The following is a 21,614-nucleotide window of genomic DNA, read 5'->3' on the forward strand; positions in this document are numbered from 1 at the left end:
GGTCTGTACCAATCGCGAGAAGAGATCTAGCCCATGCCGGGGGGTGCACACAAGAGGCCGGACCACACGAAGTAGCCTGGCCCTCTTGGGAATTGATGAAGTGTCAGCGACTCAGGCTGCGCAGCACGTACTGCAGAATGCCGCCGTTGCGGTAGTAGTCCGCCTCACCGTGGGTGTCGATGCGGACCATCGCGTCGAACTCGACCGAGCCCGCGCTGACCTTGACGGTCTTCAGGGTGCGGCCCTCGTTCAGTCCGGTGACACCGGTGAAGGAGAGTGAAGGAGAAGGTCTCCCCGCCGGTCAGACCCAGCGACTCGGCCCCGCCGTACACGGCCGATCCCACGTCGCCAGTGCCGCTCGGCCTCGGACGTGACCTTGCCATTCGGGCGGCGCAGGTACTGCGGCGCGGGCCGCCACAGGCCCCGTACGCACACCTCGGCGCGCGGGGGCCAGAAAGCCGCCAGGGGACGCTGTACGACCAAGGTCCCGCGTGGCTCCGCCCACTGGATCGCCGCTTGCTTCAGGACCCCTTCCACCCGGCGCAGTTGGTCGGGCCGGCGGTCGGCCGGCCGCTCGTGACCCGGGGCACTGCCGCGCCCCGGGTCGTGGGAGATCAGCCGGTGTGGCGTCGGCGTCGGCTGGTGGCGACGGCGATCGCGCCGAGGAGGAGGAGCGCTCCGCCTGCCAGGAGGGCTGGCATCCCCGCGCGAACGCTTTCCGCTCACACAGTGGGGTGACCGACACTGAGGTCGTGGTCCTGACCTCGAAGCCACGGTTGCCCACCAGCAGGAAACCGTTCAGGCCCACCCATAGGACGGGCAATTCCCGACGCAAGTCAGCACAGCCAACCGGCAATCTCGACCTGGAAGGTCATACAGAGAGCGCTCGCAGCGCTACGTTATGCACATGACGGGCAACATCCATCTTGCAGCTCACATGGCGGCAGCTGGGTTGAAGCAGTCAGAGCTGGCACAGCGTCTGAACGCCCACGTTGAGCAGTTGACCGGCAAGTCGGGCAACGTCACCGCCCAACACATCCGCAACTGGCGCACCGGCAAGACTCGATGGCCACAAGAGCGGCTGAGGCTCGCTTTGAAGGCAGAGTTCGGAGTCCCCATCCTGGACCTGGGATTCGTGCCCCGCTCGTCGGGCACCACGAGTGAGGGAGGTGAACCTGCGCCCGCACCTGTACGCCTGCATCGAAGGACCCAGTGAAGCGTCGTACCCTCACCACCGCGACTCTCTCGATGACAGCAGCGATGCGGCCGGTCCCGACTACTGCTGCCCGACCCCGCGTAGGTATGCGTGAAGACCCCGGCGACGGTGGCCTCCCTCTGGTCCCTCTCCCGTCCCAATGCCCGCGATCCGTGCCCGTAGGGGTCCCGGCCCAATGTGCGCCCCATGGGCGCCCGGAACTCTGCTGCCGAAAGGCGAGGACATCTGCTTGAGTGATGCTTCCGCCACCGGTGCATACGCGATCTCATATCGACTCATACAGCCCCCACTCTTCGGCCTCAAAGCAGGCGAAGACCTCCTCGTCCTCAGTACCAGAGGCAAGGTTGAGAATCCAGTGCCGCACCACATCGGCGACACTCTCCACCGTCGTCTCGCCCAAGGCCTCATCGAAGAGCCTTCGCTGGTCAGCTGGCAATGCGTTGCGGATGCCCTCGATCGTGGCGGGCGCCTCCACCCTTTCCTCATTGCTGATGGTTCACCTCGACGCACTGCGCTCAGTCATCACAGGCTATTGCTGGCAACAAGACACCAACGGGGGCTTCACAGCACCAGAGGCAGCGTGTTGCAGCACCAGCCCAGTCCGGGTGCACCTCACGCGCCGAAGTATCTGAAGCACTTCCGCCGGTAGCGCCCGCCGACCGACGGCGGTCGGATCGGCGTACGTCACGCGGTAGCGGCTCATCCCCCGCTTCGACACATGTCATCGCCGAGGTCCTCGGCGAAAGTGGTGCCAGTGGAGTCCCCGGACCGGACACGTTCCACCAGGGCCTGTTCAGCGTCGTCGTACTCGGTGGGAATGTTCATCGCCCACCGGACCAACACCGTTTGGACTCACCGGCCGAGTGTTCTCGATCTCGGTGGTGAACTGAACGCGTTCCGCTTCGGGCAGAGCCTCACCGACACCGCGGATCGTGGCGGGCACCCGCACCGGCCCGCCCGTCGCATCCATGGTCAAGCCTCCGGCGCCACGATCCGCCTCTTCCCACAACACCGTTGTCAGAGCGCGTGAAGTGTCAGAGCGCCAGGGTCGCGGCCATCAGACGTGCTCCGGCCAGTGCCAGGAACCCGGTGAGCTGCGCGGCCCGCGTCGGCGTCGACGGGCCCGGACCCGCCGGCCGAGAACAGAGGGAAGGAGTACCCGGTCGGGTTGATCACAGCGAGTCCCAGACGGCCAGGGCCGTCATGGTCGGCCTCAGTGATGATCACGGTGCCGTTCTGGCGCAAGCAGAGTTCCGTTGAGTCATCCGATCGGTCACTCTCGGCGACCGACTATCGCCGCTTCCTGGGACTTCGGTCCACTGCATCGGGTACGCCGAAGGCAGGGCGCTCGGACTGTGTGCACCAGGTGCCTCTGGTCCACCGCGGCCCGGCAAAACCACCCGTATGTGGGGCTCCAGGACCCCCAAGTGGAGGTCAAGGTTTCAACCACCCGGCGTCGGAATACGACTCCGGAAGTGCCCGGAGCCGGACTTGAACCTGACCGTCCCAGTTCCCTGACCTGCACATACGCTCTGACCTGCGCACCGAATTTGGGTTTCAGGCAAGCTCGGCCAGTCTCAGGCCATTTAAAAGGGGGGCGTGTTCCCGGGGGGAACACCGCAGGTCACGATGCGTGACCGCCCCCAGATGGCGGGAACCCGCCACTAACCAACCGCCCGAGTGTCGCCATCGTCGCGCCGCACGCTCCCCGCCAACCGGTCATCCAAGGCCTGCAAAACCTGGAGTCGAACCCGAGTCGGCAGACCATCGATGATCGTGAGAATGGCGTCCACGCGTGGATCTTGCGGCGGGACGGGCGGCGCTGCGGCCGGCTCCGGGTGCGACTCGGGGGGCATCACCTCCGGTCGACCACCCTGCTCTACAAGATCAAGGGCACCCGGCGCCCATCTAAGGGCGCGCTCTAGGTTCCGCCGCGTGAGTTGACTCGCGCTGCCCTCGGCTCGGCGCATCGCACGGAGTGTCTCGTAGGTCGTGCGAGCCTCCGATGCCAACTGCCTCCAAGTGAGCCCTAGCTCTAGGCGCCGGCGGTTCAGCTCGTTATCGAGGTGCGACGACTCCGCCATCCCCACGTCCTCTCGGTATCGACATAACGCAGATTAACGCAGCTTCACGCGGCCCCACTTTGGCACCTTCCGACTCCAGCCAACGACGGAGGCAGCAGACCCCAACCGATCTGTTGTTTCTTCACGCTGCCTGCGTTAACCTGCGTGACATGTCAGCACAGAACCAAGCAGACACCACCTCCTTGCGGCGGCAACGCATAGGGCTGGGCCTGACGCTGGTCGACCTCGCAGAGCTATGCGCATCGCACGGAGTGGCTGTTCACCCCGATCACCTGAGCAAAATCGAAAGGGGAGTCCACCCTCCCCGTCCGCATCTGCGAGCGGCTCTCGCCCGTGTTCTTGAGCTCCGGCCGGATCAGGTCGACGCATCCGGAGCTGCGTAATGAGTCTCCAGAACTACAACCTCGAAGAGGCCGCAGCAGCTCTGCGCTGTGCAGTCGGCTTCCTTGAGGAGAACCTCGACACGCTTCCGCACCAAAAGCTTGGCAGGGCCGTCGCATTCGATGACGACGAACTGATGGCGATCAAGAACATGTGTCGCGTGCGCCCTGGAAGTGCGGCAGTGGAGACCGCCAAGCCGCCGGGTCTCAGCCTGGCGACCATTCAGCCGAAACAGCGACGCCGCAGTGGCTAAGCGGGGCTGCCGGACCGGGCCTGGTCCGGCGCCCCTCGGTGCCCCACCCCTCTACATGCAGCCGTACTGCACCCAGAGAAGAGGAACAACCGTGCCCGAAGCTTCCCATATCCCACCCCCGCCCCCATCCCTGCCCTCTCCGGCGTTGTCCGCGCAGGGGCAGTTGGTCGGTGAGTTGATGGTCGCGATCGCCGGCTGGCAGAAGATCGCGCAGGTGTCCGGGCTCCGTAGCCCCGAGGTCCGTCAGCACTTGGCCGAGCACCTCGCCGCCCTGTTCCCCGCACCGGTCGAGGATGCGCAGTGCGTGCGGTGCGGCTGCACCGAGGACGCACCCTGCCCCGGCGGCTGCTCCTGGGTACACAACACCCTGATGCTGGACCTGTGCACGACGTGTATCCGTCAGGACGGGTCGTGCACGACTACCGGCTGCGGCATCTCCACCACCGTCCTCGACGAATCCGACCCCGCCGTGTGGGGCTGGGTCCTCGGTGGCCACCTCATCGGCGCCGACACCCAGCCGACCTGGTACTGCACCGACTGGTGCGCCAACCACGCCAACCGCACCGTGGGCCTGAAGCTGGCCGCCGCTGACCGCGCCGCCGCTGCGGCCCCTGCGCGTCAGACCGAGCCCACCGCGGCGGTCGAGGCCGAGGTCGTCTCCGAGAAGGACACCCACACTTCCGTGGGCGGCGTTCACTCGGAGCCCGACCCCACACCCGACCCCACCCCTGCGGTACCGGGGCTCATGACCGGCATCGAGGCGATCGACGCCATGGAGGAGAACTCGCGCGCCGTGTCCACGGTCGCGCGCCGAATCCTCGCTGACGCTGACGCCGCTGGTCTGCCCGCGCTGCTGGGCGTGCGCCCTCAGGTCGACCGCGACCGGGCGGAGCTCCACCTCCAGCCGAGCACACGCGCCGATACCCAGGCGTGGGCGGACTGGCTGGACATCCAACTCGCCACCAGCCTTCGAGACACGACCGGCTACTCCAATCCGGGCTGCGAGGACACGGACGGGTCCCGCACAGTCGACGGAGTCAAGGTCAGCGTGGGCAGCGTCCGGTTCATCGACGCTGAGGAGTGGGCGACCCTGCACCCCCAGCTGGCCTCCCCTGGGGCAGTCGCGGGGGTTGCGTCGTGATGGCCGTAGCGCTGCTGATCACCGCAGTCCTGGGCGCCGCGTACATGGCACTCCAGGGCATGGCCGCATGGCTGATCATCGCCGTCCTGGCCGCAGTCGCGGTCGCGGGGATGATGCTCGCCCGGGCCGGCGAGTGGGGATGGGAACACCGGGACGGTATCCGCGCCAAACCCCACGCTGCGGGGTCATGGCTGTCCACCCGCTGGTCGCTGCTCCTCGCTCCCCGCCCTACAGCCCGGCCCGAGTCCCGCGAGTACGACCGCACCCCCCGCCGTACCAGCCGGCCACCGAGGCGGCCTCGATGACGGCCTGCCCCTGGTGGGTGCCGTGGGGTCTCCTCGGCGCCGCCATCACCCTCACCGTTCTCGTCATCAGCTGCGCCGTCATCGCGATCGGCCGAGGCCTCGGCCGTGCCGTTCGCCGGGCACGCCAGACCACCCCCGAAGGGTCAGCCGAGCGCCCGCCTGCCCCCACGGCTACGGCTCCCCGCTGACCCGCTGGCCGGGCGGGTGCTGCCCCAACACCCCGCCCGGCCAGCCACCACTCACCTGCACACCCATATAGGGGAGAGACCTGTGACCGACCTACCCAAGCACCCCCGCCAGGCGGAGCTGGACACCATCACCGCAGCACTCACCACACTCGCCCCCGGCCACCCGACCGTCCGGATCTGGGGCCGCGGCGAGTGGGCCACCGCCAATGACAGCGCGTCCGGCAACACCTGGGCCGCCGACCCCGAGGACATAGCAGCGCACATCTGCGCCGCCCTCCAGGGGAGTCCCCGACACCGTACGACGCCCCCACCCGCGCGGCCGTGGTTTGAGTCGTTGACCGACTCGGTGGAGGCGCTCCGTGAGACTGCGGGTGAGTGGCAGCTCGCTCACCGCGCGGCCTTGCTCACGCAGGAGACCGTGTGTTTCACCCGCCGCCAGTTGCATGAGGGGCAGACCGTCCGGGTGCGGGGCGACCTGCATGAGCGTGCCTGGGACCACACCCGCACCAGCCAGCCGCACGGCAAGGCCATCTCGGCCTTGAGTAGGCTCTACGCGGACCAGGCCCGGCGGTTGGAGCGGGAGTACGAGGACGCGGCCCTGCTGTACGCGTCCGGCGTCGCCTGGGCAATTCGGCAGGTGCAGACCGGCGCCCAGCCCGCGCACGTCCAGTTCGATGCGGACGGGGACGGGGACCCGGTCCCCCACGGCCGCCTGGAGGTCACCGGCATCGACCAGCTCTCCACCGCACCCCGGATCAAGGCGGCCCACGACGCTGTGGCCCATAGGCAGATCGCCGCAGAGCACGCCGAGGAACTCGCCGGACGCGAGTACGTCAGCGATCACGAGGCGTCCGAGTACCACGAGGCTGTAGCCGCGTCGGCCGGCATGTCGGACGCCGCCTACGCCTACGGGCAGGCAGCCGAGGGCGCGCTGCGGTGGGTGCTCCTGCAACCGCGGGAGGTCTACGCCCGGGAACGCGCTGCCGCTGAGGCTGTCCGATGACCTTCTACGACGACGATCCATACGACCCGCCCTGCGGAGACGGCGAGTGGCGCGAGGGGCAGTGCGACCAGTGCTCCGGCGTCACCGACGCCCCGGGCCCGCTGACGCCGGTGTGCGCCTGCGCCATCGGGCAGGGCGCCCCCGGCGGGGCATGCCGGTGCGGACCTCCCCCGGCCGCCTGATGTCCGGCGGCCCGCCCCCTCCTCCCCGCTGGGGCGGGCCGCCATGACCCGCCGGTGGCCACCGCGTGACTACCCAGGTCTGTACGTCGACTGCGGCGACAAGCGCCGTGGCGTCTGGCTGCGGCTGCCGTACGCGGAGCTCCGCTGCCGGGTCGGCTGCGAGCACCAGGCCGAGGGGCCGGCCGCGGTCGTGCGGTTCCTCGAGGACCTCGGCGATCTCACTCATTTCAGCACCGACCGTTCAGGAGGACTGTGATGTCTCAACCCCTCGCCCCTCGGCCGACGCCTGCGGCGCTGGCCGCCCGTCCCCGACGTCCGCAGCCGATCCCGGCCCGGACGGAGCCCGAGCGGCCGCCGGCGGCTGCGGGGTGGGATCGGGCGGCGTACGAGGCATCGATCCGGAGCAGTCCGCAGGCCCCGTACGGACTGCACCCCGTCGCCCGCCTCGTTGGGTTCCTCCTCGCCCAGTACGCCACCGACACCGGGCACCTCCCCGCCAACCGGGTGCCCGCAGCTCGGCAGCTCGCCCGGGCCGCGGGCATCGACGACGCCAAGGCCCGCGCGTCCCTGAACTCCCTGGAACACGGCGACTGGATCGTTCGGCATCGCTCGGTCGACGCAGACGGGCACGCCCAGCCCGCAGCGATCACCCTCACCCTGCCCACCCACTGACCCACCCCTGACCACTACGCCTGAAAGGAGGTGACCACCCGTGCGGGTACGTGTGCCGTGGCGGCTGGTCACCTCCACCCACTACGCCGATGCAGCACTGGCCGTCTACATCAAGATCGCCGGGCTCGCCATGAAGTCCGGGTCCTGTGAGGCGGGGGTGGCCTACCTCGCAGGCCTCCTCGGCCTCTCCCGCTCCGCCGTCGAACGGTCGCTGACGCAGCTGATGCGGCCGGCGCCGGATGACGATGTGGTGGAGCTGGTCAGCTACCGCCGCACCTACCACGGCGGCCGCGGCCGCACCGCGGACCGCCGAGTGCGCCGGACTGATGCCCGGCGCGAGCTCGGTGTCTGGATACCCACCCGCGCACCCGAGGCCCTCACCCCCCGCCAGCTGCGCGCCTACATCGCCATCGCCTACGCCGTCGCCCGCGGCCTACCCGTCTCGTACGCGGAGCTCGGCCAGGTCCTGCGCCACCGCACCGGCAAGTCCGCCGGGCAGCCCCTCGGCCAAGCCGCGGTCGCCCGCACCGTCCGGGGCCTGGCCGACCTCGGCTGGATCACCATCACCGAACGGGCCGGCTACCAAGGCCGTCACCTCTACACCGTCCATACCGAGCCGATCCAGCCCCCACTCCCCGCACCCAGTGACGGATCGGGAGAGCCCATTGCTGACGGGTCCCACGCGACTAAGGAAGACCCTGAGACTGACTCACCTGATGACGGGCGGGCCGGTGGTTTCAACCGCCGTAGGCGAGACACCGGTAGTTACCAGCCCCTGCCTGTGGATAACCCCGGCATCGTCCCGGCCGTGTTCAGCGGCAGCCGCCCCAGCGCTCCGCGGACCACCCCGTACACCGGACCGGCGCTCACCCTCGCCCCCCGCATCTGGCACGTCATGGAGCCCGTACGGCACCTGCTGCCCGGCCTCAGCCCCTACGTCACCCGGACACTCGCCCGAGAAATCGGCCGCCAACTCGACGCCGGCAGCGCCCCGGACGCGCTCCGCCACCGCCTCCAACACCGCTACGCCCGGCAGTTGCACGCCGACATCAGTGACCACGGCCGATGGCTCCTCACGGCCATACGCCGCCACGGCGGCTGCCACCTGGCCGACTGCGAGTCAGGCCGCATCTGGCGCACCGGAGCCCCCTGCCACATCTGCGCCCAACTCCGCACCGCTGCCCGGCCACCCGGCCACCCACCCGGACCCGAACGCCCCACCGGACCGCCACCACCACCCACACGACCCACCCGCACCCGCACCTGGTGCCCCTGCCCCGACCACCCCACCACCACCTGAACGGAGACCCATGCCCAGCGCCCACGACATCACCACCTGCCCCCGCTGCGGCGACCCCGTACGCAAAACCATCACCGCCAAGAACGCCCTCGAACTCCTCGTCAACCCCGACCCCGACCCCACCGGCAACACCGCCGTCTACACCGACCGAGTCGGCCGAGTGAAATCCCGAGGCCTCACCACCGAACGCCCCACCCCCGAGGGCTCCGAATGGCTCGCCATCCCCCACATCGCCACCTGCACCAACCCACCAGCAAAACGCAGCAACAAGGGGACGCCGAGTAGGGCGCAGCCGAGACCCCGACCGCGGCCGCAGATCCAACACCCCTACTGGAAAGCGCGGTGAGCAGCGCGAGCAGCAGCGGTAGTTGGGCGGTACCCGGCCTGGTCCGGCGCTACGACCTCACCGCACTGAGCGGCCTGGCCCGCGGACACAGCCTGGCCCGCATATCGGCGGTCACCAGGACACCCGCCGGGACCATCCGCCACCGACTCCTCCGGCTGCGCCCCCGTATCGGCGCGGTCAACAACGCCCACGCCATAGCCATCGCCTACCGCAACGGCTGGCTGAACGAGCTACCCCCCGAACCCCGACCACCCACCACCCTCACGCCCCGCCAACGTCAAATCCTCACCCTCATGGCCGACGGGCTCACCAACCGCCAGATCGGGGCGCAGCTCGGTATCACCGCCCACACCGCACTCGCCCACCTCCGCCACATCTACCAGGCACTCGACTCCACCCCCGACCCGCCCACCGCCCTCGCATCCCGCTGCCACACCGTCGCCCTCGCCTACCAACACGGACACCTCACATGACGAACCCCGCAGCCACCCGGCGCACCGCAGCCCTCACCGGCACCACGCTCCTGATCGCCCTCGGAGCCCTCACCAACATCTGGTGGGCCGCCCTCGCCCTACTCGCCCTCACCGCGGCCGCCGCCCTCACCACCGCCTGGACCAACTCGTGATCACCGCCCTCGCCGTTCTCGCCACCGTCGCCACCGCCTGGTTCGCCCTCGGCGCCTACTGGCAACGCACCCGCACCCTCGCCCAAGCCACCGCAGCCGCCCACCACACCCGAGCCATCGCCGAGCACTGCGGCGCTATCCCCCCGCCCGCCCAACTCCACCACCGCCCCGGCACCGCCGAGTGCGTGCTACGCCCCGACCACTCCGGCAGCCACGCCACCCACACCGGCATGAGATGGCGCCTCATACCCGCCCACCACATCCACACACACATCAACCACGGCCTCACCCAGCTCTACAACGCGTGCTGCACCGAGCACTGGATCACCCACGGCACCGCGCACGACACCACCTGTAAGGAAGCCCGCTGATGATCACCAACCGGACCGAGCCCACCGACCACCAGCAGCCGACCGACCACACACCGCCCGCCTGGCACGCAGCCACCGCCCTACGCACCGCCGGCCACCACGTCCACTACGTCACCCACGGCCAAACCATCTGCCTCGGCCCCTGCGGCACATACGAGCTCCTGCGATGACCGGCCTGCCGGACGGCTACTACGCAGCCATCGACCACGCCGACCCCACCACCACGACCTACTGGCGCGTACACGGCGGCACCATCAGCATCTGGCCCCGCGGCGCAAGGCCGGGCCCCACCTGGCCACTGAAACGCGATGCCCCTGCCGACCTAGACGAACGGCTTGCTTGGCACCGGGACTGGCGCGACCGCTGGCAGGCATGGGCCACCACCGTGCACACGGCCATCGAGGGCGATCCGGGCGCAGCACGACGTGCGTTCGTCTCGTTCAAGGTCCGGTGCTGGATGTGCGGCCGGCCACTCTTCGCCACCGCCCACGCCACCCAACAGAGAGAAGCGGCGAAATGAGCTTCACCACCCCCGGATTGCAGGCCTTCGCCGCAGCCGTCGACACAGAGCGCCAGCGACAGTTGGCCAAATGGGGCGATCAGCGTCACCCGGACGGCACCGGCCAGTACCCGGAGCTCATCGTCGATGCGGACGTAGCCCGGATGGCGTGCCAGCAGGCAGCCGAGGGCGAGTACCTGACCTGGCTCCACATCCTCCGTGAGGAGGCGGCCGAGGCCCTCGCCGAGACCGACCCCGCCAAGCTGCGCACCGAGCTGGTGCAGATCGCCGCCGTCTGCGCCGCCTGGATTCACGACATCGACACCCGCACCCCCCCACAGACCGACACCAAGACGGAAGCTCCCTTCGCGATCGGGTTCCGTCTCCACCACCACGGCAACGCCTACGACGGCGTACTCCTCCCCGGAGGCCAGACCATCCTGGTCACCGACCCCGCCGATCTCCTGGCCACCGGCGCCCCCACACTCGATGACCTCCTTCGCGGCGGCTACCACGGCGCCCACATCGAATGGGGCCACCAGACCCTCCACGCCGAGTTTCAGCGCGCCATCGGCCTACTCGCCACCCTCGCCGACCCTGAGCCTTGCCGGCACGACCATCACGGCCACTGCCGAATACATGGCACCACCGCCTCCCCCTGCCCCCACGTATCAGCCCGCGAGCTCATCACCCGTCACGGCCGGCCCGAGGCTGGCCGTGGCTGACTGCACCATCTGCCACCACCAACCCGCGGGCGACGGCCTCCACGCCTGCACCCGCTGCCTGGCCGTCACTCGGGAGCTCCTCGGCGAACTCTTCCAGCTGCTGCCCCACCTCCACGCCGCACTCGTGCCGGAGGGCCGACCGGCGCAGGGCCGCATCGGCGCGCGGGCCACCGCACCCGCACCCCTGAACATCGGGGTCCTCAACCTGATCGGCCCCGGCCACGCCACCCCGCCCGAGGATGAGCGCGATGCCACCGGCCACATCCCCATCTATCCCTTCCTCGCCGGATGGGTCGCCTACATCACCGACGACTACCCCGCCATCCTGCGAGACCAGGACGGCCAGATCCTGCGCGACCACCGCGGCCAGATCATCGTCCGCACCTGCCACACCCCGCTGCCACGCCACGGCACCACCCTCACCGACTGGCGCCACTGGCTCACCGCCTACCTCGGCTACGCCGCCACCCGCCCCTGGATCACCGACCTCCACCAGCAACTGGACGCCTTGGTGCGCCACATCCGCATCCTCACCCGCACCACACCCGAGAACACCCCCATGGACGCCCCCTGCCCCGCCTGCGCCACCTACGCCCTGACCGCCACCGACGGGCAACCAGGCATCAGCTGCGAGGTTTGCGGCCACCAGATGACCACCGCCGCCTACACCACCCACGCCCACACCACCCGGCAGGAACAGAACGCCTCATGACCGCGACCACCGCGACTCCCGCCGCGACTTCCGGCAGCCGGAGCGCGACCACCGCGACCCGTCGCGCGACCGTCGCGCGACTCCTCGCCGAGAACGTCTCGCAGATAGAGATCGCGCGACGCCTAGGCGTCAGCAAGCACGTCGTCTGGCGCGACATCCGCGCCCTGGAACGCGACGCGCAACACGCTGACCAGCAACAACCTCAAAGCGCGACGCGAACCGCGACAGACGGTGAAGTGCGCGACCTCAAAGCGCGACGCGCGGCTGAGGCCGGCGCGGCCATGCGCACTCTCGCGGAAGCCGTCGCGGCCGCAGTGGACGCCGAGCCGTCACACGTCATGGTCCCCGCGCCCGACGCACACGCATGGGCCGGCCAACTGCGCGAACACATCGCCAGCTTGGCGCGACTCCTCGCAGGCTTCGCCGAGTGCTACCCGGAACCGGAGTGACCCAAGAGGCACTGTCAGACCCTCCCGGAATCCTGGAGCCAAGGCCGCCTCCAAGACACGGCCGACCCGGGAGGAGAACACAGATATGCCGGAACCCACCGTGCGCTGCGCCTGCGGCAGAACGATGACCCCTGACGCACCCCGAGGCCGCGGTTCCTACCGCTGCGGCTGCGGCAACCGCGTCCATGTCAGCATTCCTATCCTCCGCGGTTCTCAGTGCGTTGGGACCCACCTGGGCGAGGCGTGCCGGCTTCCTCCAGCCATCTCCGAGCCTCTACCCCTGTGCGACGACCACTTCACTTCCACCGGGCTACGCCGCTACGCCAGCTGGTGGAAGCTGCCCGACGACGAACTCGCTCACCTCATCGCCATCGAGCGCACACGCATAGGTCTCCAATCTCTCGGCGCCGACAGCCAAATGCATCTCGACCACTGGACAAGCGAAATGGCCGAACAGGAGCGATTGCTTCAGCACCTCCGCACGCCCCAAGGGCGGCGCGAGGCACGCGAGCAAGCCGACCGGGAGGCCCACGGCAGCGTGTACTTCGTTCAATCCGGCACAGCTGTGAAGATCGGCAAATCGATCAACGTGCCGCAGAGACTGCGCGAGATCAACGCCCCTGAGATCGAACTCCTCGCCACCGAACCCGGCTACACCCGGCGAGAACATGAGCTCCACCAAGCCCATGCGCCCTACCGCCTCAACGGCGAGTGGTTCCGCCTCGCTCCACCCCTGGCCATCTACATCAACGGCCTCCGTACAGCCCAAGGCCTGCCCCCCATACCGACCAACATCGACAACGCGACACCCACGCTGTAACGTCGAAACCGCAGCTACACCCTGCCCAAAAACAACCGCAGGCCCCGGACGCCCACCCGCGCCGGGGCCTGCGTCATGCCCGCAGGAGGTGCCCATGCCCCCCGGCGAGCCCCAGTTCCCCAACCCACCGCTGGACGCCATCAAGCCCGGCACCCTCCTGACCGTCGCGGACGCCGCAGCCCATTTCGGCGTCAAACCCGGCACCATCCGCCAATGGGCCCACCGTGGAAAGATCACCCACGTCCCCATCCCCGGCCCCCGTCTCTACCACCTGCGCACCCTCGCCCTCGCCGAGCGCGACGCCTGGCAAAACGGGGGCGCCGACCGAGCCAAACGCGGCGGCCGCAACCCCGACTGGAAACCCTGCACCCCGCGCACCACACCAGCCCCGGCATAAGTAGCGGAACTGTCACAAGTGCCACCGACCCCGCACCTGCTGCCCGGTGCTGCGCACCACCACCACCACAACCACCATCGCCGCGGCGGCGCTCCTGCTGCTCACCCTCACCGGCTGGCTGCGCGCAGCCGGGCTCACCCATACCCGGAGACCACAGTGAGCGACCTCCACGAGTCATGTGCGACGCGCGGTGAGCACCATCTCGACTGGGAGCAGGGCAACCGCGAGGTGCTGCCGACGACCAGCTCGGGATGGGTCCAGTACGAACACGACGGCACCATGCGCATCCGCTGCTGCTGCTCCTTCGACAGCGAATGGGGCAACCGGGACGACGTGATCCGCCTCGCCCGCGAACACCTCGCCAGCCCTCTCACCTCTGGAGAACTCCATGCATGATCATCGAGCCGACGCACGCCGATACGAAGCGGCCGCCGTCGCGCAACTGGCGGTGTTGCCTCAAGGCCGCCCCGTCGCCAACGACCAGATGGTGGCTGCCAGCACGAACGCGGCGGCCGTTGCGCAGATCGGCATCCTCCACGCGCTCCTCGACCTCGCCGACGCCGTCCGCTCCCTCGCCCCGGCGCAGCCGTAGCCGCATGGCTGGCCGTCCCGAGCTCACCGAGTACGCCTATCGCAAGATGCGCGCCCGGCTCCTGGCCGAGTCCGACGTCTGCATCCTGTGCGGTCACCAGGCCGCGGCCGGACCGCCGCGCACCAAGGGAAGGAGCGCGCCATCGACCAGCGCCAGTGTCAGAGACTCACCGGCCCCGACCGCGCACAGTGCGGCCTCACCCACCAGCACGACGGCGACCACACCCCGCACCAGATCGGGATCTACTTCCGACTCCCCATCCTTCACCCGCTGACTCTGATCGGCCCGGCGCTCCACCCCACACCCCACTGCCCCATGTGCCGGACCAGGGTCGGATCGATCAGCGTCGAAGAGACCGACTGCCTCTACTTCCTGGATGGCCAGGCCGCCGAGCTGGTGGACGAACGCCGATGGTGCTTCGGCTGCGGATGCGAGGGCCGGGAGATCCTCACAGCAACTCAAGGCCACCATCACCCCTAGGTGAGGTACTCATGCCCCGTCGTCCAGTGGGCCGTTGTCCGGTGTGCGGGCTGCGCCGTGATGCGCAGGGTCGGTGTCGTGTCTGCCAGAAGCCGGCGTTGCGTAGGGCGGGTGACGCGCGGCGGCCGTGGGCGTGGGTGTATGACGATCCGCGGTGGCCGCCGTTACGGGACCAGGTCCTGTCGGAGGAGCCGCTGTGTCGGGCCGGGTGCGGTGCTCCGCCGAGGGTGGTCGACCACATCCGCCCCCACCGCGGTGATGAGACGTTGGCGTTCGACCGCGCCAACTGCCAGGCCATGTGCAAGCGCTGCCACGATGCCAAGACCGCGGCCGAGGTCGGGTTCGCCGGCGCTGGCCCCAAACGCCTGGCCACCCCGACCAAGGTGACGCTGGTCTGCGGCCCACCCTGTTCGGGCAAGACCACCTATGTACGTGAGCGGGCTGCGGCTGGCGATCTGGTCGTGGACTGGGATGCACTCGCACAGGCGCTGGGGTCCCCCCACCCCCACCACCACCCATCGGCCCTGACCCCGTTCGTGGCCGAGGCGCGTGACGCGGTGATCGCACGACTCGCGCGACGGCACGACGTGGCGCGTGCGTGGCTCATCGCGACCGCACCGCGGGACGCTGACCGGCGGCGCCTGGCCCCCGAGGGCGTGGCCGTCGTGGTGCTGGCCACCGCTGAGGACGAGTGCGTACGGCGAGCGCGACACGATGGCAGACCGGACGGTACGATCGACGCCATCGAGTCGTGGTGGCGCATCCACCGCGCTGATCAGACCGCCTCACCGAGGTGACCCCGACCCCTAGGGGGGTTGTGGATCTTGCCGGTGGGGTGGGTTTCCAGCGCAGGCGGGGGTGACGCGCGCGTGACCGCGAGTTCCGGCCGCGTTCCTGAGAACGCTGTAGCCGCCCATCACTGTGTGTGACACCGGGAGGGGGTGGGTGATGGGTACCCGCGGCCCGGTTCCCCAGCCCGACAACGTCCGCGCGCTGCGTGGCAACCCCGGCGGGCGTTCCGCGCCGAAGCGGGTGACGGCCAAGCCGGGTGCCCCGTCCGCTCCGACCTGGCTGGACACCGAGGCGAAAGCAGAGTGGCGGCGCATCGTGCCCGAACTGGACCGGCTCGGGGTGCTCGCCAAGGTGGACCGTGCCGCGCTGACGACGTACTGCGCGGCCTGGTCCAAGTTCGTGGCCGCAGAGCGCCTGTTGCAGACCGAGGACCTGGTGGCCGAGCGGCGCGCGGGCAACGGCCCCGCCAAGCACCCGGCATGGCAGATCTGGCGCGAGGCCACGACCACCGTGGCGATGCTGGCGAAGGAGCTGTTCATCACCCCGAACTCGCGGCTGCGCTCCATCAAGCCGGAGGGTGACGATGGCACGGAGGGGGAAGACATCCTCGACTGACCGCCTGCGGACGCAGCTGACCGCAGAGATTGACCAGGCGGTGGCGGCCTGGGTCGATGCCGGGCTGGTCGACGCCACCGAGTGGATGACGCAGGGCCGCCGGCCGGTACTGGTGACCCCGATCCCCGCGCAGGCGGGTACGTGGTTCGACCCGGCAGCCGTGGAACGGGTCCTCAAGTTCTTCCTGCTGTTGAAGCAGTTGATCGGGCGGCACTCCGGGCGTCAGTTCCGGCTCATGGACTGGCAAGTGCGGTACCTGGTCGCACCCGTGTTCGGGTTGAAACGGCCGGACGGCTACCGGGTCATCCGCACGGTGTGGTTCGAGATCCCGCGGAAGAACGGCAAGTCCACGCTGTGTTCCGGGCTGGGTCTGTATCTGGCGTTCGCGGACCGTGAGGCCGGCGCCGAGGTCTACGCCGCGGCTGGCGACCGGGACCAGGCCAACATCGTATTCCGGGCCGCGGCGAACATGGCGTCCGGCTCCCCGCCGCTGAAGAAGAAGCTCGGCCGGCGCGGCATCCAGCGTAAATTGCTGGAGCACCCGGTGACCCATTCGATCTTTCGGGCGCTGTCCTCGGAGGGGCTGCGCGCGCACGGCCTGAACGTCCACGGTGGCGTGGTCGACGAGGTGCACGTCCACCGCAACCCGGACGTCATCGACGCGCTGGAGACCGGCGTCGGCAGCCGTACCCAGCCGCTGATCGTGTTCATCACCACGGCGGACGACGGCGCCGAGACCGGCAGCGTCTACGCCACCAAACGCGAGGAGATCGAGACCCTCGCCGGCAGGCACGCCGAGGACCCGACCGTGTTCGGTGTCGTCTTCGGCGCCGACCAGGAGGCCGCAGAGTTCGACCCGTTCACCGAGGACACGCTGCGCACAGCTAACCCGGGCTATGGCGTCACCGTGCTGGCGGACTATCTGGAGGGCAAGGCCCGGCAGGCGGAGCGCTCGCCGGCGCAGCTGAACCGCTACCTCAGGTTGCACCTGAACATCCGCACGAAGCAGACCACGCGCTGGCTCGCGATGGATGACTGGGACCGGTCCGGCCGTGACCCGGGATCGCTCCTGCCGGTGCCGGTGGAGCTGGATGAGTTGGAGGGCCGCGACTGCTACGGCGGTCTCGACCTGTCCTCCACCACCGACATGACCGCGTTCAGTCTGTGGTTCCCACCGCAGACGGATGACCCGGCCGAGCCGCACATCTGGGTGCCGTTCTTCTGGCTGCCCGAGGACAACATCGACAAGCTGGAGCGGCGCACCAAGGTGCCGTTGCAGCGGTGGGCCGAGGAGACGCCGGGCCATGCCGGGCAGGCGCTGCGGCTGACTGAGGGGAACGTGGTCGACTACCGGGCCGTCCGCTCCCTGATCACTGATGATCTGGCCAAGCGGTTCAACATCCTCGCCGTCGGCTACGACCGGTGGAACGCCACCGAGACCGTGTCCGAGCTGATGGACGCCGGTGTGCAGATGGAACAGGTCTCCCAGGGCTACGCCGGTCTGAACCAACCCTGCCAGCAACTCGAACGGCTCGTTCTCTCCGGCCGGATCGTTCATGGCGGGCATCCCATCCTGCGGTGGCATGTCGACTGCGTCGGCGTCAAAGCCAATTCCGAGGGTCATGTGAAGCCGGTCAAGCCCGACCGGCAACTGTCCACCAAACGGATCGACGGCGTCGCCTCGGGTCTCAACGCGTTGGCGATGCACCTGATGCGGGCCGAGCCCGAAGAAGAGCCCGAGCCGAACATCCGCATCATCAGCTGATCGACAAGGGAGACCGCGGGTGCATGAGCGTGTCCAGTGGATGTGCGAGCTGGCCGGGATCACCGCCGGCGCGGCCGGCCTGGTCCTCATAGGCGGCGCGCTAGCCGGAGTCATCGGCACCGGGGTCGCGCTCCTGGTCGTGGCCGCCGTCCTGATCACCGCCGGAAACGTGCGGGGAGGTGCCTGATGCCGTTGATTCGCCGACTCTTGACCGGCCGGTCCGAACGCAGCCGCAAGGCGCTACCCCGGTTGGATGGGCGGGGCACCAGTGCCGGGGTGTCCGTCACCCCGGAGAAGGCATTGCAGGTTGCTGCGGTGTTCTCGTCGGTGCGACTGCTGGCAGAGACCGGCAGCATGCTGCCCTGTGCCGTGTATGAGCGGTCGGGGTCGACTCGTCGGCGCATTGACGAGCACCCCGTGGCGCCGCTGTTGACCTACCAGGCAAATCCGGGTCTGCCGTCCGGTGAGTTCTGGGCCCAGGTACTGGGGTGGATGCTGGTCCGCGGCAACGCCGGTGTCTATATCGAGCGGAACAACGGCGGTCGGCCGGTCGGGTTGTGGCCGATTTCCTGGACCAGTGTCGAACCGCGGCGGGTGCCGGAGACCGGGGAACTGGTCTACAAGATCACCCTGGATGACGACGAGTGGGCGCCTATCCGTGAGGCCGATGGCCTGGTGCGCGCGGAGAACTTCCTGCACTTCAGGGCGTTTGGTCTGTCCGGGGTGGAGGGCCTTTCCCCTATCGGTATGGCACGGCAGGCGGTCGGCACCGGCTGGGCCGCCACCAGCTACATCGGGTCGTTCTTTCAGCGTGACGCCTCACCCGGTGGCGTCGTCAGTGTCCCTGGCACGCTCAAGGATGAGCAGTTCGAGCGGCTGACCCGGCAATGGACCGATCTTCACGAAGGGTTCGACAACTCCCACCGCCTGGCGGTCATGGAGGCCGGGGCCACCTGGCAGAAGACCACCCTGTCCCCGGCGGACGCGCAGTTCCTTGAGGTCTACAAGCTCACCCGGGCGGAGATCGCCGGGATCTTCGGTGTCCCCCCGCACATGATCGGCGACGTGGAGCGGTCGACCTCATGGGGATCGGGCATCGAGCAGATGTCCCTCGGCTACGTCATCTACTCGCTGATGTCGTGGACCACCCGCCTGGAACGCACCACGCAACGCCTCCTCGGCGGACCCGAGGCGTATCTGAAGTTCAACCCCGACGCCCTACTTCGAGGTGATACGACCCAGCGGTTCAGCGCCTACGCGCAGGCACGTCAGTGGGGATGGATGTCCGTCAACGACATCCGGGCCAAGGAAGACGAACCGCCGATCGAGGGCGGAGACGAATACGTCGTCCCCCTCAACATGAGCCCGGCCGGGCAGACCACACCACCTGAGCAGCGAGCGCGGCCGAGCGTGCGGGCGGCCGCCCAGGTGCCGAGCGGGGCGGCGATGGTCGCCCTGTATCCGCCCGCCGATATCGCGGAGCGTCTGGCCGTTAAGGGTGGGCTGGCGGCGGAGGAGTTGCACATCACCCTCGCCTACCTGGGCAAGGACCTAACCGACGACCAGAAGGCGACGGCCGCTGTGGTGGTGGCCGGTGTCGCCGCCCAGCACCAGATCCTCGCCGGATCCATCGGTGGCCTGGGCTACTTTCCGCCCGGAGACGATGGCACGACACCGTACTTCGCCACGGTCGATGTGCCGGGGCTGGCGGAGCTCCGCCATCGCCTAGTCGACGCGCTCGCCGGTGCCGGCGTCCCCGCCGACACCGGACACGGCTTCACCCCACACATGACCCTCACCTACCTCGGCGACGACGGCACCCCTCCCCAGCCGCCGACACCCGTCGACCTCGGATTCACCGAACTGACCTGGGCCACAGGACCGCAGCGCACCGCGTTCCCGTTCTCCGGACTCCGTGCCCGTCGCCGCCCACCCCAGCAGCGGCGGGACGACACCGCGGAGACCCCCGCCCCCGAGGAGATGCCGGGCTGGATCCAGCGGCATTTCGAAGCGATCAGCGCGTTCCTTGCCGAGCAAGGAGAACGCGCGCTCGCCGCGCTGAACGTCAGCCCGGGCGCGACCGCGGACGACATCATCGACCTCGCCGCGGACAACGAGGTGTTGACCGAGCTTCTGTTGCAGCTCGCCCGGGGCCTGGTCGCCGAGGTCGGCACCGCCACCGCCTCGGCGTTGGGTGGGTCGTTCGTGCTGGAGGAGACCACCGCGGTGCTCGCCGCGAGTGCCGCCTCGACCGCGAGCAACATCAACTCCACCACCGTGGAAAAGCTGCGGTCCACCATCAACCTCGGTCACGCGCCGGTGGAAGTGCAGGCCTCGGTGCGGGACATGTTCGACCGGATGACGGAGTCCCGCGCGCGCGTATTGGCGCAGGCCAGAGTGTCATCGACCACCAACTTCGCCAGTCATGAGGGTGCCAAGCACGCCGGCGCCAAGACGAAAACGTGGCGGGTGTGGGACGCCAACCCGCGCAAGACCCACGCCCGAGCGGACGGGCAGACGGTGGGCATCCGGGACACGTTCACCATCGGCAAGCACCAGGGCCGCTGGCCGCATGACCACCGCCTCGGCGTGGACGAGATCGCCGGATGCACCTGCCGGCTCCAATTCAACCTGTGAAGGGAGACACGCTGTGCGTACGCGTGAGGTGCGGGCGTTCCCGCTGACCGACCTGCGGATCACCCGGGCGGACGAGAAGCTGGGCCGGTTGGAGTTCCACGGCCGCAGCATCGTCTACGACTCGCTGTCGGAGGACATGGGCGGGTGGCGGGAACGGATCATGCCCGGCGCTGCGACCCGCACCCTGTCGCAGTCGCCGGACGTGCGGTTCCTGATCAACCATGATCCGAACTTGCTCCTGGGCCGTACCGCCTCGGGCACGGCCACGCTGACCGAGGAGCCCGAGGCCGGCGTTGACGTCGACTCCCAGATGGCCGACGTGTCCTATGCCCGGGATCTGGCCGTGTCGCTGGAGCGCGGCGATATCACGCAGATGAGCTTTGGGTTTTGGGTGACCGCCGATGGGTGGGCCGGTAACACCCATGAGGTGTTCGGCATCGACCTCGACGGCGGCGACGTGTCCGTGGTGACCTACCCGGCGTTCGCCGCCACCTCCGCCGAGCTCCGCTCCGCCGCCGCCCGGCACACCGGCCGCCCAGCAGCGCCGGAGCCTGAGGCCGTGACCCGCGCCCTGTCCGAGGTACGCGCCGGGAAAGTGCTGTCCGCGGCGAACCGGCAGTTGGTCGCCGACGCCCATGACGCCCTCGGCGCACTCCTCGATGCCGCCGATCGCTCCGCGCCCGGGCCGCAGGCATACCCGCTCGAACGCGCCCAGCACCGGTTGCGTGAGCTGGAAATGCTCGCCTCCCTCTGACCCGCAACGTAAGGAGAAGTCATGGCCATCGGATCAGGCCCCATCAGCGCCAAGCGCGCCACCGCGGCCGAGTGGACCGCAGAAGATCCCGTCCTCGCCGCCGGTGAGCGCGGCTACGAGCGCGACACCGGCAAGGTCAAGATCGGCGACGGCAGTACCGCATGGTCCGCCATCACCTACATCGGCGCCGCCGTCACCAACTGTGTCCCGGCCGCGGACGGCACCTCGGCCGGCACCCAGCTCAACGCGCTCCTCGCCTCCCTGAGGGCCGCGAACATCATCGCCTGACCCCACCTCAGCCCCACCCCAG

At 69.2% G+C, this 21,614-nt stretch carries 34 protein-coding genes and 1 pseudogene; 31 read left to right on the forward strand and 4 right to left on the reverse strand.

The window, feature by feature from the left end; genetic code table 11:
* Window positions 1-103: 103 nt before the first annotated feature.
* A pseudogene (locus NBG84_RS17980) lies at window positions 104-317 on the reverse strand (hypothetical protein); the annotation flags it as partial.
* 590 nt (window positions 318-907) lie between these two features.
* Between NBG84_RS17980 and NBG84_RS17985 the strand changes: the two are divergent.
* Window positions 908-1,216 carry a helix-turn-helix domain-containing protein gene (locus NBG84_RS17985; protein WP_250920487.1) on the forward strand — a complete coding sequence of 103 codons (309 nt, stop codon included), beginning with the start codon at window positions 908-910 and terminating at the stop codon, window positions 1,214-1,216.
* Window positions 1,217-1,481: 265 nt separating this feature from the next.
* On the opposite strand, the gene NBG84_RS17990 is transcribed toward NBG84_RS17985, so the two are convergent.
* Together NBG84_RS17990 and NBG84_RS40685 are read right to left on the reverse strand one after the other, a co-directional pair.
* Window positions 1,482-1,691, reverse strand: coding sequence for a hypothetical protein (locus tag NBG84_RS17990; protein WP_250920488.1), 210 nt, complete (start codon window positions 1,689-1,691; stop codon window positions 1,482-1,484).
* 224 nt (window positions 1,692-1,915) lie between these two features.
* Window positions 1,916-2,041, reverse strand: coding sequence for a hypothetical protein (locus tag NBG84_RS40685; protein WP_285367023.1), 126 nt, complete (start codon window positions 2,039-2,041; stop codon window positions 1,916-1,918).
* A 1,408-nt stretch (window positions 2,042-3,449) separates the two neighbouring features.
* Between NBG84_RS40685 and NBG84_RS41565 the strand changes: the two genes are divergently transcribed.
* The 22 genes from NBG84_RS41565 (at window position 3,450) to NBG84_RS18095 (ending at window position 14,261) form a co-directional block, all read left to right on the forward strand.
* A complete protein-coding gene (locus NBG84_RS41565) occupies window positions 3,450-3,683 on the forward strand; it encodes a helix-turn-helix domain-containing protein (RefSeq protein ID WP_425608655.1) in 234 nt (77 codons plus the stop codon).
* Window positions 3,683-3,934, forward strand: coding sequence for a hypothetical protein (locus NBG84_RS17995; RefSeq protein ID WP_250920489.1), 252 nt, complete (start codon window positions 3,683-3,685; stop codon window positions 3,932-3,934). Before NBG84_RS41565 ends, NBG84_RS17995 begins: the two co-directional genes overlap by 1 nt.
* A 91-nt stretch (window positions 3,935-4,025) precedes the next feature.
* Window positions 4,026-5,075, forward strand: a complete 1,050-nt coding sequence (locus NBG84_RS18000) for a hypothetical protein (RefSeq protein ID WP_250920490.1) — start codon at window positions 4,026-4,028, stop codon at window positions 5,073-5,075.
* The gene (locus NBG84_RS18005) at window positions 5,075-5,380 is read left to right on the forward strand and encodes a hypothetical protein (protein ID WP_250920491.1); all 306 of its coding nucleotides are present in this window, start codon (window positions 5,075-5,077) and stop codon (window positions 5,378-5,380) included. The genes NBG84_RS18000 and NBG84_RS18005 overlap by 1 nt, the downstream gene beginning before the upstream one ends.
* Complete coding sequence (locus NBG84_RS18010) at window positions 5,377-5,568, forward strand: hypothetical protein (RefSeq protein WP_250920492.1); 192 nt, start codon at window positions 5,377-5,379, stop codon at window positions 5,566-5,568. Before NBG84_RS18005 ends, NBG84_RS18010 begins: the two co-directional genes overlap by 4 nt.
* Before the next feature lie 82 nt (window positions 5,569-5,650).
* Window positions 5,651-6,571 carry a hypothetical protein gene (locus NBG84_RS18015; RefSeq protein WP_250920493.1) on the forward strand — a complete coding sequence of 307 codons (921 nt, stop codon included), beginning with the start codon at window positions 5,651-5,653 and terminating at the stop codon, window positions 6,569-6,571.
* A 225-nt stretch (window positions 6,572-6,796) separates the two neighbouring features.
* Window positions 6,797-7,009 (forward strand): hypothetical protein, encoded by a 213-nt coding sequence (locus NBG84_RS18020; protein ID WP_250920494.1) that lies wholly within the window; start codon window positions 6,797-6,799, stop codon window positions 7,007-7,009.
* Window positions 7,009-7,425 (forward strand): hypothetical protein, encoded by a 417-nt coding sequence (locus NBG84_RS18025; RefSeq protein ID WP_250920495.1) that lies wholly within the window; start codon window positions 7,009-7,011, stop codon window positions 7,423-7,425. Before NBG84_RS18020 ends, NBG84_RS18025 begins: the two co-directional genes overlap by 1 nt.
* Window positions 7,426-7,465: 40 nt before the next feature.
* Complete coding sequence (locus NBG84_RS18030; RefSeq protein ID WP_250920496.1) at window positions 7,466-8,725, forward strand: helix-turn-helix domain-containing protein; 1,260 nt, start codon at window positions 7,466-7,468, stop codon at window positions 8,723-8,725.
* A 10-nt stretch (window positions 8,726-8,735) separates the two neighbouring features.
* Window positions 8,736-9,071: a hypothetical protein gene (locus tag NBG84_RS18035; RefSeq protein ID WP_250920497.1), complete on the forward strand. Its 336-nt coding sequence runs from the start codon at window positions 8,736-8,738 to the stop codon at window positions 9,069-9,071.
* A complete protein-coding gene (locus NBG84_RS41140) occupies window positions 9,068-9,544 on the forward strand; it encodes a helix-turn-helix transcriptional regulator (protein ID WP_250920498.1) in 477 nt (158 codons plus the stop codon). Before NBG84_RS18035 ends, NBG84_RS41140 begins: the two co-directional genes overlap by 4 nt.
* A complete protein-coding gene (locus NBG84_RS18045; RefSeq protein ID WP_250920499.1) occupies window positions 9,541-9,696 on the forward strand; it encodes a hypothetical protein in 156 nt (51 codons plus the stop codon). The genes NBG84_RS41140 and NBG84_RS18045 overlap by 4 nt, the downstream gene beginning before the upstream one ends.
* Window positions 9,693-10,067 (forward strand): hypothetical protein, encoded by a 375-nt coding sequence (locus NBG84_RS18050; protein ID WP_250920500.1) that lies wholly within the window; start codon window positions 9,693-9,695, stop codon window positions 10,065-10,067. Before NBG84_RS18045 ends, NBG84_RS18050 begins: the two co-directional genes overlap by 4 nt.
* A complete protein-coding gene (locus tag NBG84_RS18055) occupies window positions 10,067-10,237 on the forward strand; it encodes a hypothetical protein (protein WP_250920501.1) in 171 nt (56 codons plus the stop codon). Before NBG84_RS18050 ends, NBG84_RS18055 begins: the two co-directional genes overlap by 1 nt.
* On the forward strand, window positions 10,234-10,587 hold the full coding sequence (locus NBG84_RS18060; RefSeq protein ID WP_250920502.1) for a hypothetical protein: 354 nt from the start codon (window positions 10,234-10,236) through the stop codon (window positions 10,585-10,587). The genes NBG84_RS18055 and NBG84_RS18060 overlap by 4 nt, the downstream gene beginning before the upstream one ends.
* Window positions 10,584-11,291 (forward strand): hypothetical protein, encoded by a 708-nt coding sequence (locus tag NBG84_RS18065; RefSeq protein WP_250920503.1) that lies wholly within the window; start codon window positions 10,584-10,586, stop codon window positions 11,289-11,291. Before NBG84_RS18060 ends, NBG84_RS18065 begins: the two co-directional genes overlap by 4 nt.
* Window positions 11,284-12,003: a hypothetical protein gene (locus NBG84_RS18070; RefSeq protein WP_250920504.1), complete on the forward strand. Its 720-nt coding sequence runs from the start codon at window positions 11,284-11,286 to the stop codon at window positions 12,001-12,003. The genes NBG84_RS18065 and NBG84_RS18070 overlap by 8 nt, the downstream gene beginning before the upstream one ends.
* A complete protein-coding gene (locus NBG84_RS18075; protein WP_250920505.1) occupies window positions 12,000-12,452 on the forward strand; it encodes an HTH domain-containing protein in 453 nt (150 codons plus the stop codon). The genes NBG84_RS18070 and NBG84_RS18075 overlap by 4 nt, the downstream gene beginning before the upstream one ends.
* A gap of 85 nt (window positions 12,453-12,537) precedes the next feature.
* Complete coding sequence (locus tag NBG84_RS18080; RefSeq protein WP_250920506.1) at window positions 12,538-13,272, forward strand: GIY-YIG nuclease family protein; 735 nt, start codon at window positions 12,538-12,540, stop codon at window positions 13,270-13,272.
* Between the two features lie 94 nt (window positions 13,273-13,366).
* Entirely contained in the window at window positions 13,367-13,669 is a 303-nt protein-coding gene (locus tag NBG84_RS18085; protein ID WP_250920507.1) for a helix-turn-helix domain-containing protein, read from the forward strand.
* Window positions 13,670-13,825: 156 nt separating this feature from the next.
* Window positions 13,826-14,065, forward strand: coding sequence for a hypothetical protein (locus tag NBG84_RS18090; RefSeq protein WP_250920508.1), 240 nt, complete (start codon window positions 13,826-13,828; stop codon window positions 14,063-14,065).
* On the forward strand, window positions 14,058-14,261 hold the full coding sequence (locus tag NBG84_RS18095) for a hypothetical protein (RefSeq protein WP_250920509.1): 204 nt from the start codon (window positions 14,058-14,060) through the stop codon (window positions 14,259-14,261). The genes NBG84_RS18090 and NBG84_RS18095 overlap by 8 nt, the downstream gene beginning before the upstream one ends.
* A gap of 93 nt (window positions 14,262-14,354) precedes the next feature.
* Here NBG84_RS18095 and NBG84_RS18100 read toward each other — a convergent pair whose 3' ends face one another.
* The gene (locus NBG84_RS18100; protein WP_250920510.1) at window positions 14,355-14,528 is read right to left on the reverse strand and encodes a hypothetical protein; all 174 of its coding nucleotides are present in this window, start codon (window positions 14,526-14,528) and stop codon (window positions 14,355-14,357) included.
* 48 nt (window positions 14,529-14,576) lie between these two features.
* Here NBG84_RS18100 and NBG84_RS18105 point away from each other — a divergent pair, with 48 nt between their 5' ends.
* From NBG84_RS18105 to NBG84_RS18140, 8 genes are all read left to right on the forward strand, one after another.
* Window positions 14,577-14,741, forward strand: coding sequence for a hypothetical protein (locus tag NBG84_RS18105; protein WP_250920511.1), 165 nt, complete (start codon window positions 14,577-14,579; stop codon window positions 14,739-14,741).
* Window positions 14,742-14,968: 227 nt separating this feature from the next.
* Entirely contained in the window at window positions 14,969-15,538 is a 570-nt protein-coding gene (locus NBG84_RS18110; protein WP_250920512.1) for an AAA family ATPase, read from the forward strand.
* Window positions 15,539-15,689: 151 nt separating this feature from the next.
* Entirely contained in the window at window positions 15,690-16,148 is a 459-nt protein-coding gene (locus tag NBG84_RS18115; RefSeq protein WP_250920513.1) for a phage terminase small subunit P27 family, read from the forward strand.
* Window positions 16,117-17,913, forward strand: coding sequence for a terminase large subunit (locus tag NBG84_RS18120; protein ID WP_250920514.1), 1,797 nt, complete (start codon window positions 16,117-16,119; stop codon window positions 17,911-17,913). The genes NBG84_RS18115 and NBG84_RS18120 overlap by 32 nt, the downstream gene beginning before the upstream one ends.
* Before the next feature lie 19 nt (window positions 17,914-17,932).
* Window positions 17,933-18,100: a hypothetical protein gene (locus NBG84_RS18125; protein ID WP_250920515.1), complete on the forward strand. Its 168-nt coding sequence runs from the start codon at window positions 17,933-17,935 to the stop codon at window positions 18,098-18,100.
* Window positions 18,100-20,550 carry a phage portal protein gene (locus NBG84_RS18130; RefSeq protein ID WP_250920516.1) on the forward strand — a complete coding sequence of 817 codons (2,451 nt, stop codon included), beginning with the start codon at window positions 18,100-18,102 and terminating at the stop codon, window positions 20,548-20,550. The genes NBG84_RS18125 and NBG84_RS18130 overlap by 1 nt, the downstream gene beginning before the upstream one ends.
* Before the next feature lie 13 nt (window positions 20,551-20,563).
* Entirely contained in the window at window positions 20,564-21,304 is a 741-nt protein-coding gene (locus tag NBG84_RS18135) for an HK97 family phage prohead protease (protein WP_250920517.1), read from the forward strand.
* A 21-nt stretch (window positions 21,305-21,325) separates the two neighbouring features.
* Complete coding sequence (locus NBG84_RS18140) at window positions 21,326-21,592, forward strand: hyaluronate lyase N-terminal domain-containing protein (protein ID WP_250920518.1); 267 nt, start codon at window positions 21,326-21,328, stop codon at window positions 21,590-21,592.
* Window positions 21,593-21,614: the final 22 nt, after the last annotated feature.

It is taken from the genome of Streptomyces albipurpureus (genome assembly GCF_023701525.1).
Classification (GTDB): domain Bacteria; phylum Actinomycetota; class Actinomycetes; order Streptomycetales; family Streptomycetaceae; genus Streptomyces; species Streptomyces albipurpureus.

Bases quoted from the DNA above. Each gene is read 5' to 3' on its own strand.
- NBG84_RS17985 (WP_250920487.1), top strand. From the start codon at position 908: ATGACGGGCAACATCCATCTTGCAGCTCACATGGCGGCAGCTGGGTTG.
- NBG84_RS40685 (WP_285367023.1), bottom strand. From the start codon at position 2,041: ATGAACATTCCCACCGAGTACGACGACGCTGAACAGGCCCTGGTGGAA.
- NBG84_RS41565 (WP_425608655.1), top strand. From the start codon at position 3,450: ATGTCAGCACAGAACCAAGCAGACACCACCTCCTTGCGGCGGCAACGC.
- NBG84_RS17995 (WP_250920489.1), top strand. From the start codon at position 3,683: ATGAGTCTCCAGAACTACAACCTCGAAGAGGCCGCAGCAGCTCTGCGC.
- NBG84_RS18005 (WP_250920491.1), top strand. From the start codon at position 5,075: ATGGCCGTAGCGCTGCTGATCACCGCAGTCCTGGGCGCCGCGTACATG.
- NBG84_RS18010 (WP_250920492.1), top strand. From the start codon at position 5,377: ATGACGGCCTGCCCCTGGTGGGTGCCGTGGGGTCTCCTCGGCGCCGCC.
- NBG84_RS18020 (WP_250920494.1), top strand. From the start codon at position 6,797: ATGACCCGCCGGTGGCCACCGCGTGACTACCCAGGTCTGTACGTCGAC.
- NBG84_RS18025 (WP_250920495.1), top strand. From the start codon at position 7,009: ATGTCTCAACCCCTCGCCCCTCGGCCGACGCCTGCGGCGCTGGCCGCC.
- NBG84_RS18035 (WP_250920497.1), top strand. From the start codon at position 8,736: ATGCCCAGCGCCCACGACATCACCACCTGCCCCCGCTGCGGCGACCCC.
- NBG84_RS18045 (WP_250920499.1), top strand. From the start codon at position 9,541: ATGACGAACCCCGCAGCCACCCGGCGCACCGCAGCCCTCACCGGCACC.
- NBG84_RS18055 (WP_250920501.1), top strand. From the start codon at position 10,067: ATGATCACCAACCGGACCGAGCCCACCGACCACCAGCAGCCGACCGAC.
- NBG84_RS18060 (WP_250920502.1), top strand. From the start codon at position 10,234: ATGACCGGCCTGCCGGACGGCTACTACGCAGCCATCGACCACGCCGAC.
- NBG84_RS18065 (WP_250920503.1), top strand. From the start codon at position 10,584: ATGAGCTTCACCACCCCCGGATTGCAGGCCTTCGCCGCAGCCGTCGAC.
- NBG84_RS18075 (WP_250920505.1), top strand. From the start codon at position 12,000: ATGACCGCGACCACCGCGACTCCCGCCGCGACTTCCGGCAGCCGGAGC.
- NBG84_RS18080 (WP_250920506.1), top strand. From the start codon at position 12,538: ATGCCGGAACCCACCGTGCGCTGCGCCTGCGGCAGAACGATGACCCCT.
- NBG84_RS18085 (WP_250920507.1), top strand. From the start codon at position 13,367: ATGCCCCCCGGCGAGCCCCAGTTCCCCAACCCACCGCTGGACGCCATC.
- NBG84_RS18095 (WP_250920509.1), top strand. From the start codon at position 14,058: ATGCATGATCATCGAGCCGACGCACGCCGATACGAAGCGGCCGCCGTC.
- NBG84_RS18105 (WP_250920511.1), top strand. From the start codon at position 14,577: ATGTGCCGGACCAGGGTCGGATCGATCAGCGTCGAAGAGACCGACTGC.
- NBG84_RS18115 (WP_250920513.1), top strand. From the start codon at position 15,690: ATGGGTACCCGCGGCCCGGTTCCCCAGCCCGACAACGTCCGCGCGCTG.
- NBG84_RS18120 (WP_250920514.1), top strand. From the start codon at position 16,117: ATGGCACGGAGGGGGAAGACATCCTCGACTGACCGCCTGCGGACGCAG.
- NBG84_RS18130 (WP_250920516.1), top strand. From the start codon at position 18,100: ATGCCGTTGATTCGCCGACTCTTGACCGGCCGGTCCGAACGCAGCCGC.
- NBG84_RS18140 (WP_250920518.1), top strand. From the start codon at position 21,326: ATGGCCATCGGATCAGGCCCCATCAGCGCCAAGCGCGCCACCGCGGCC.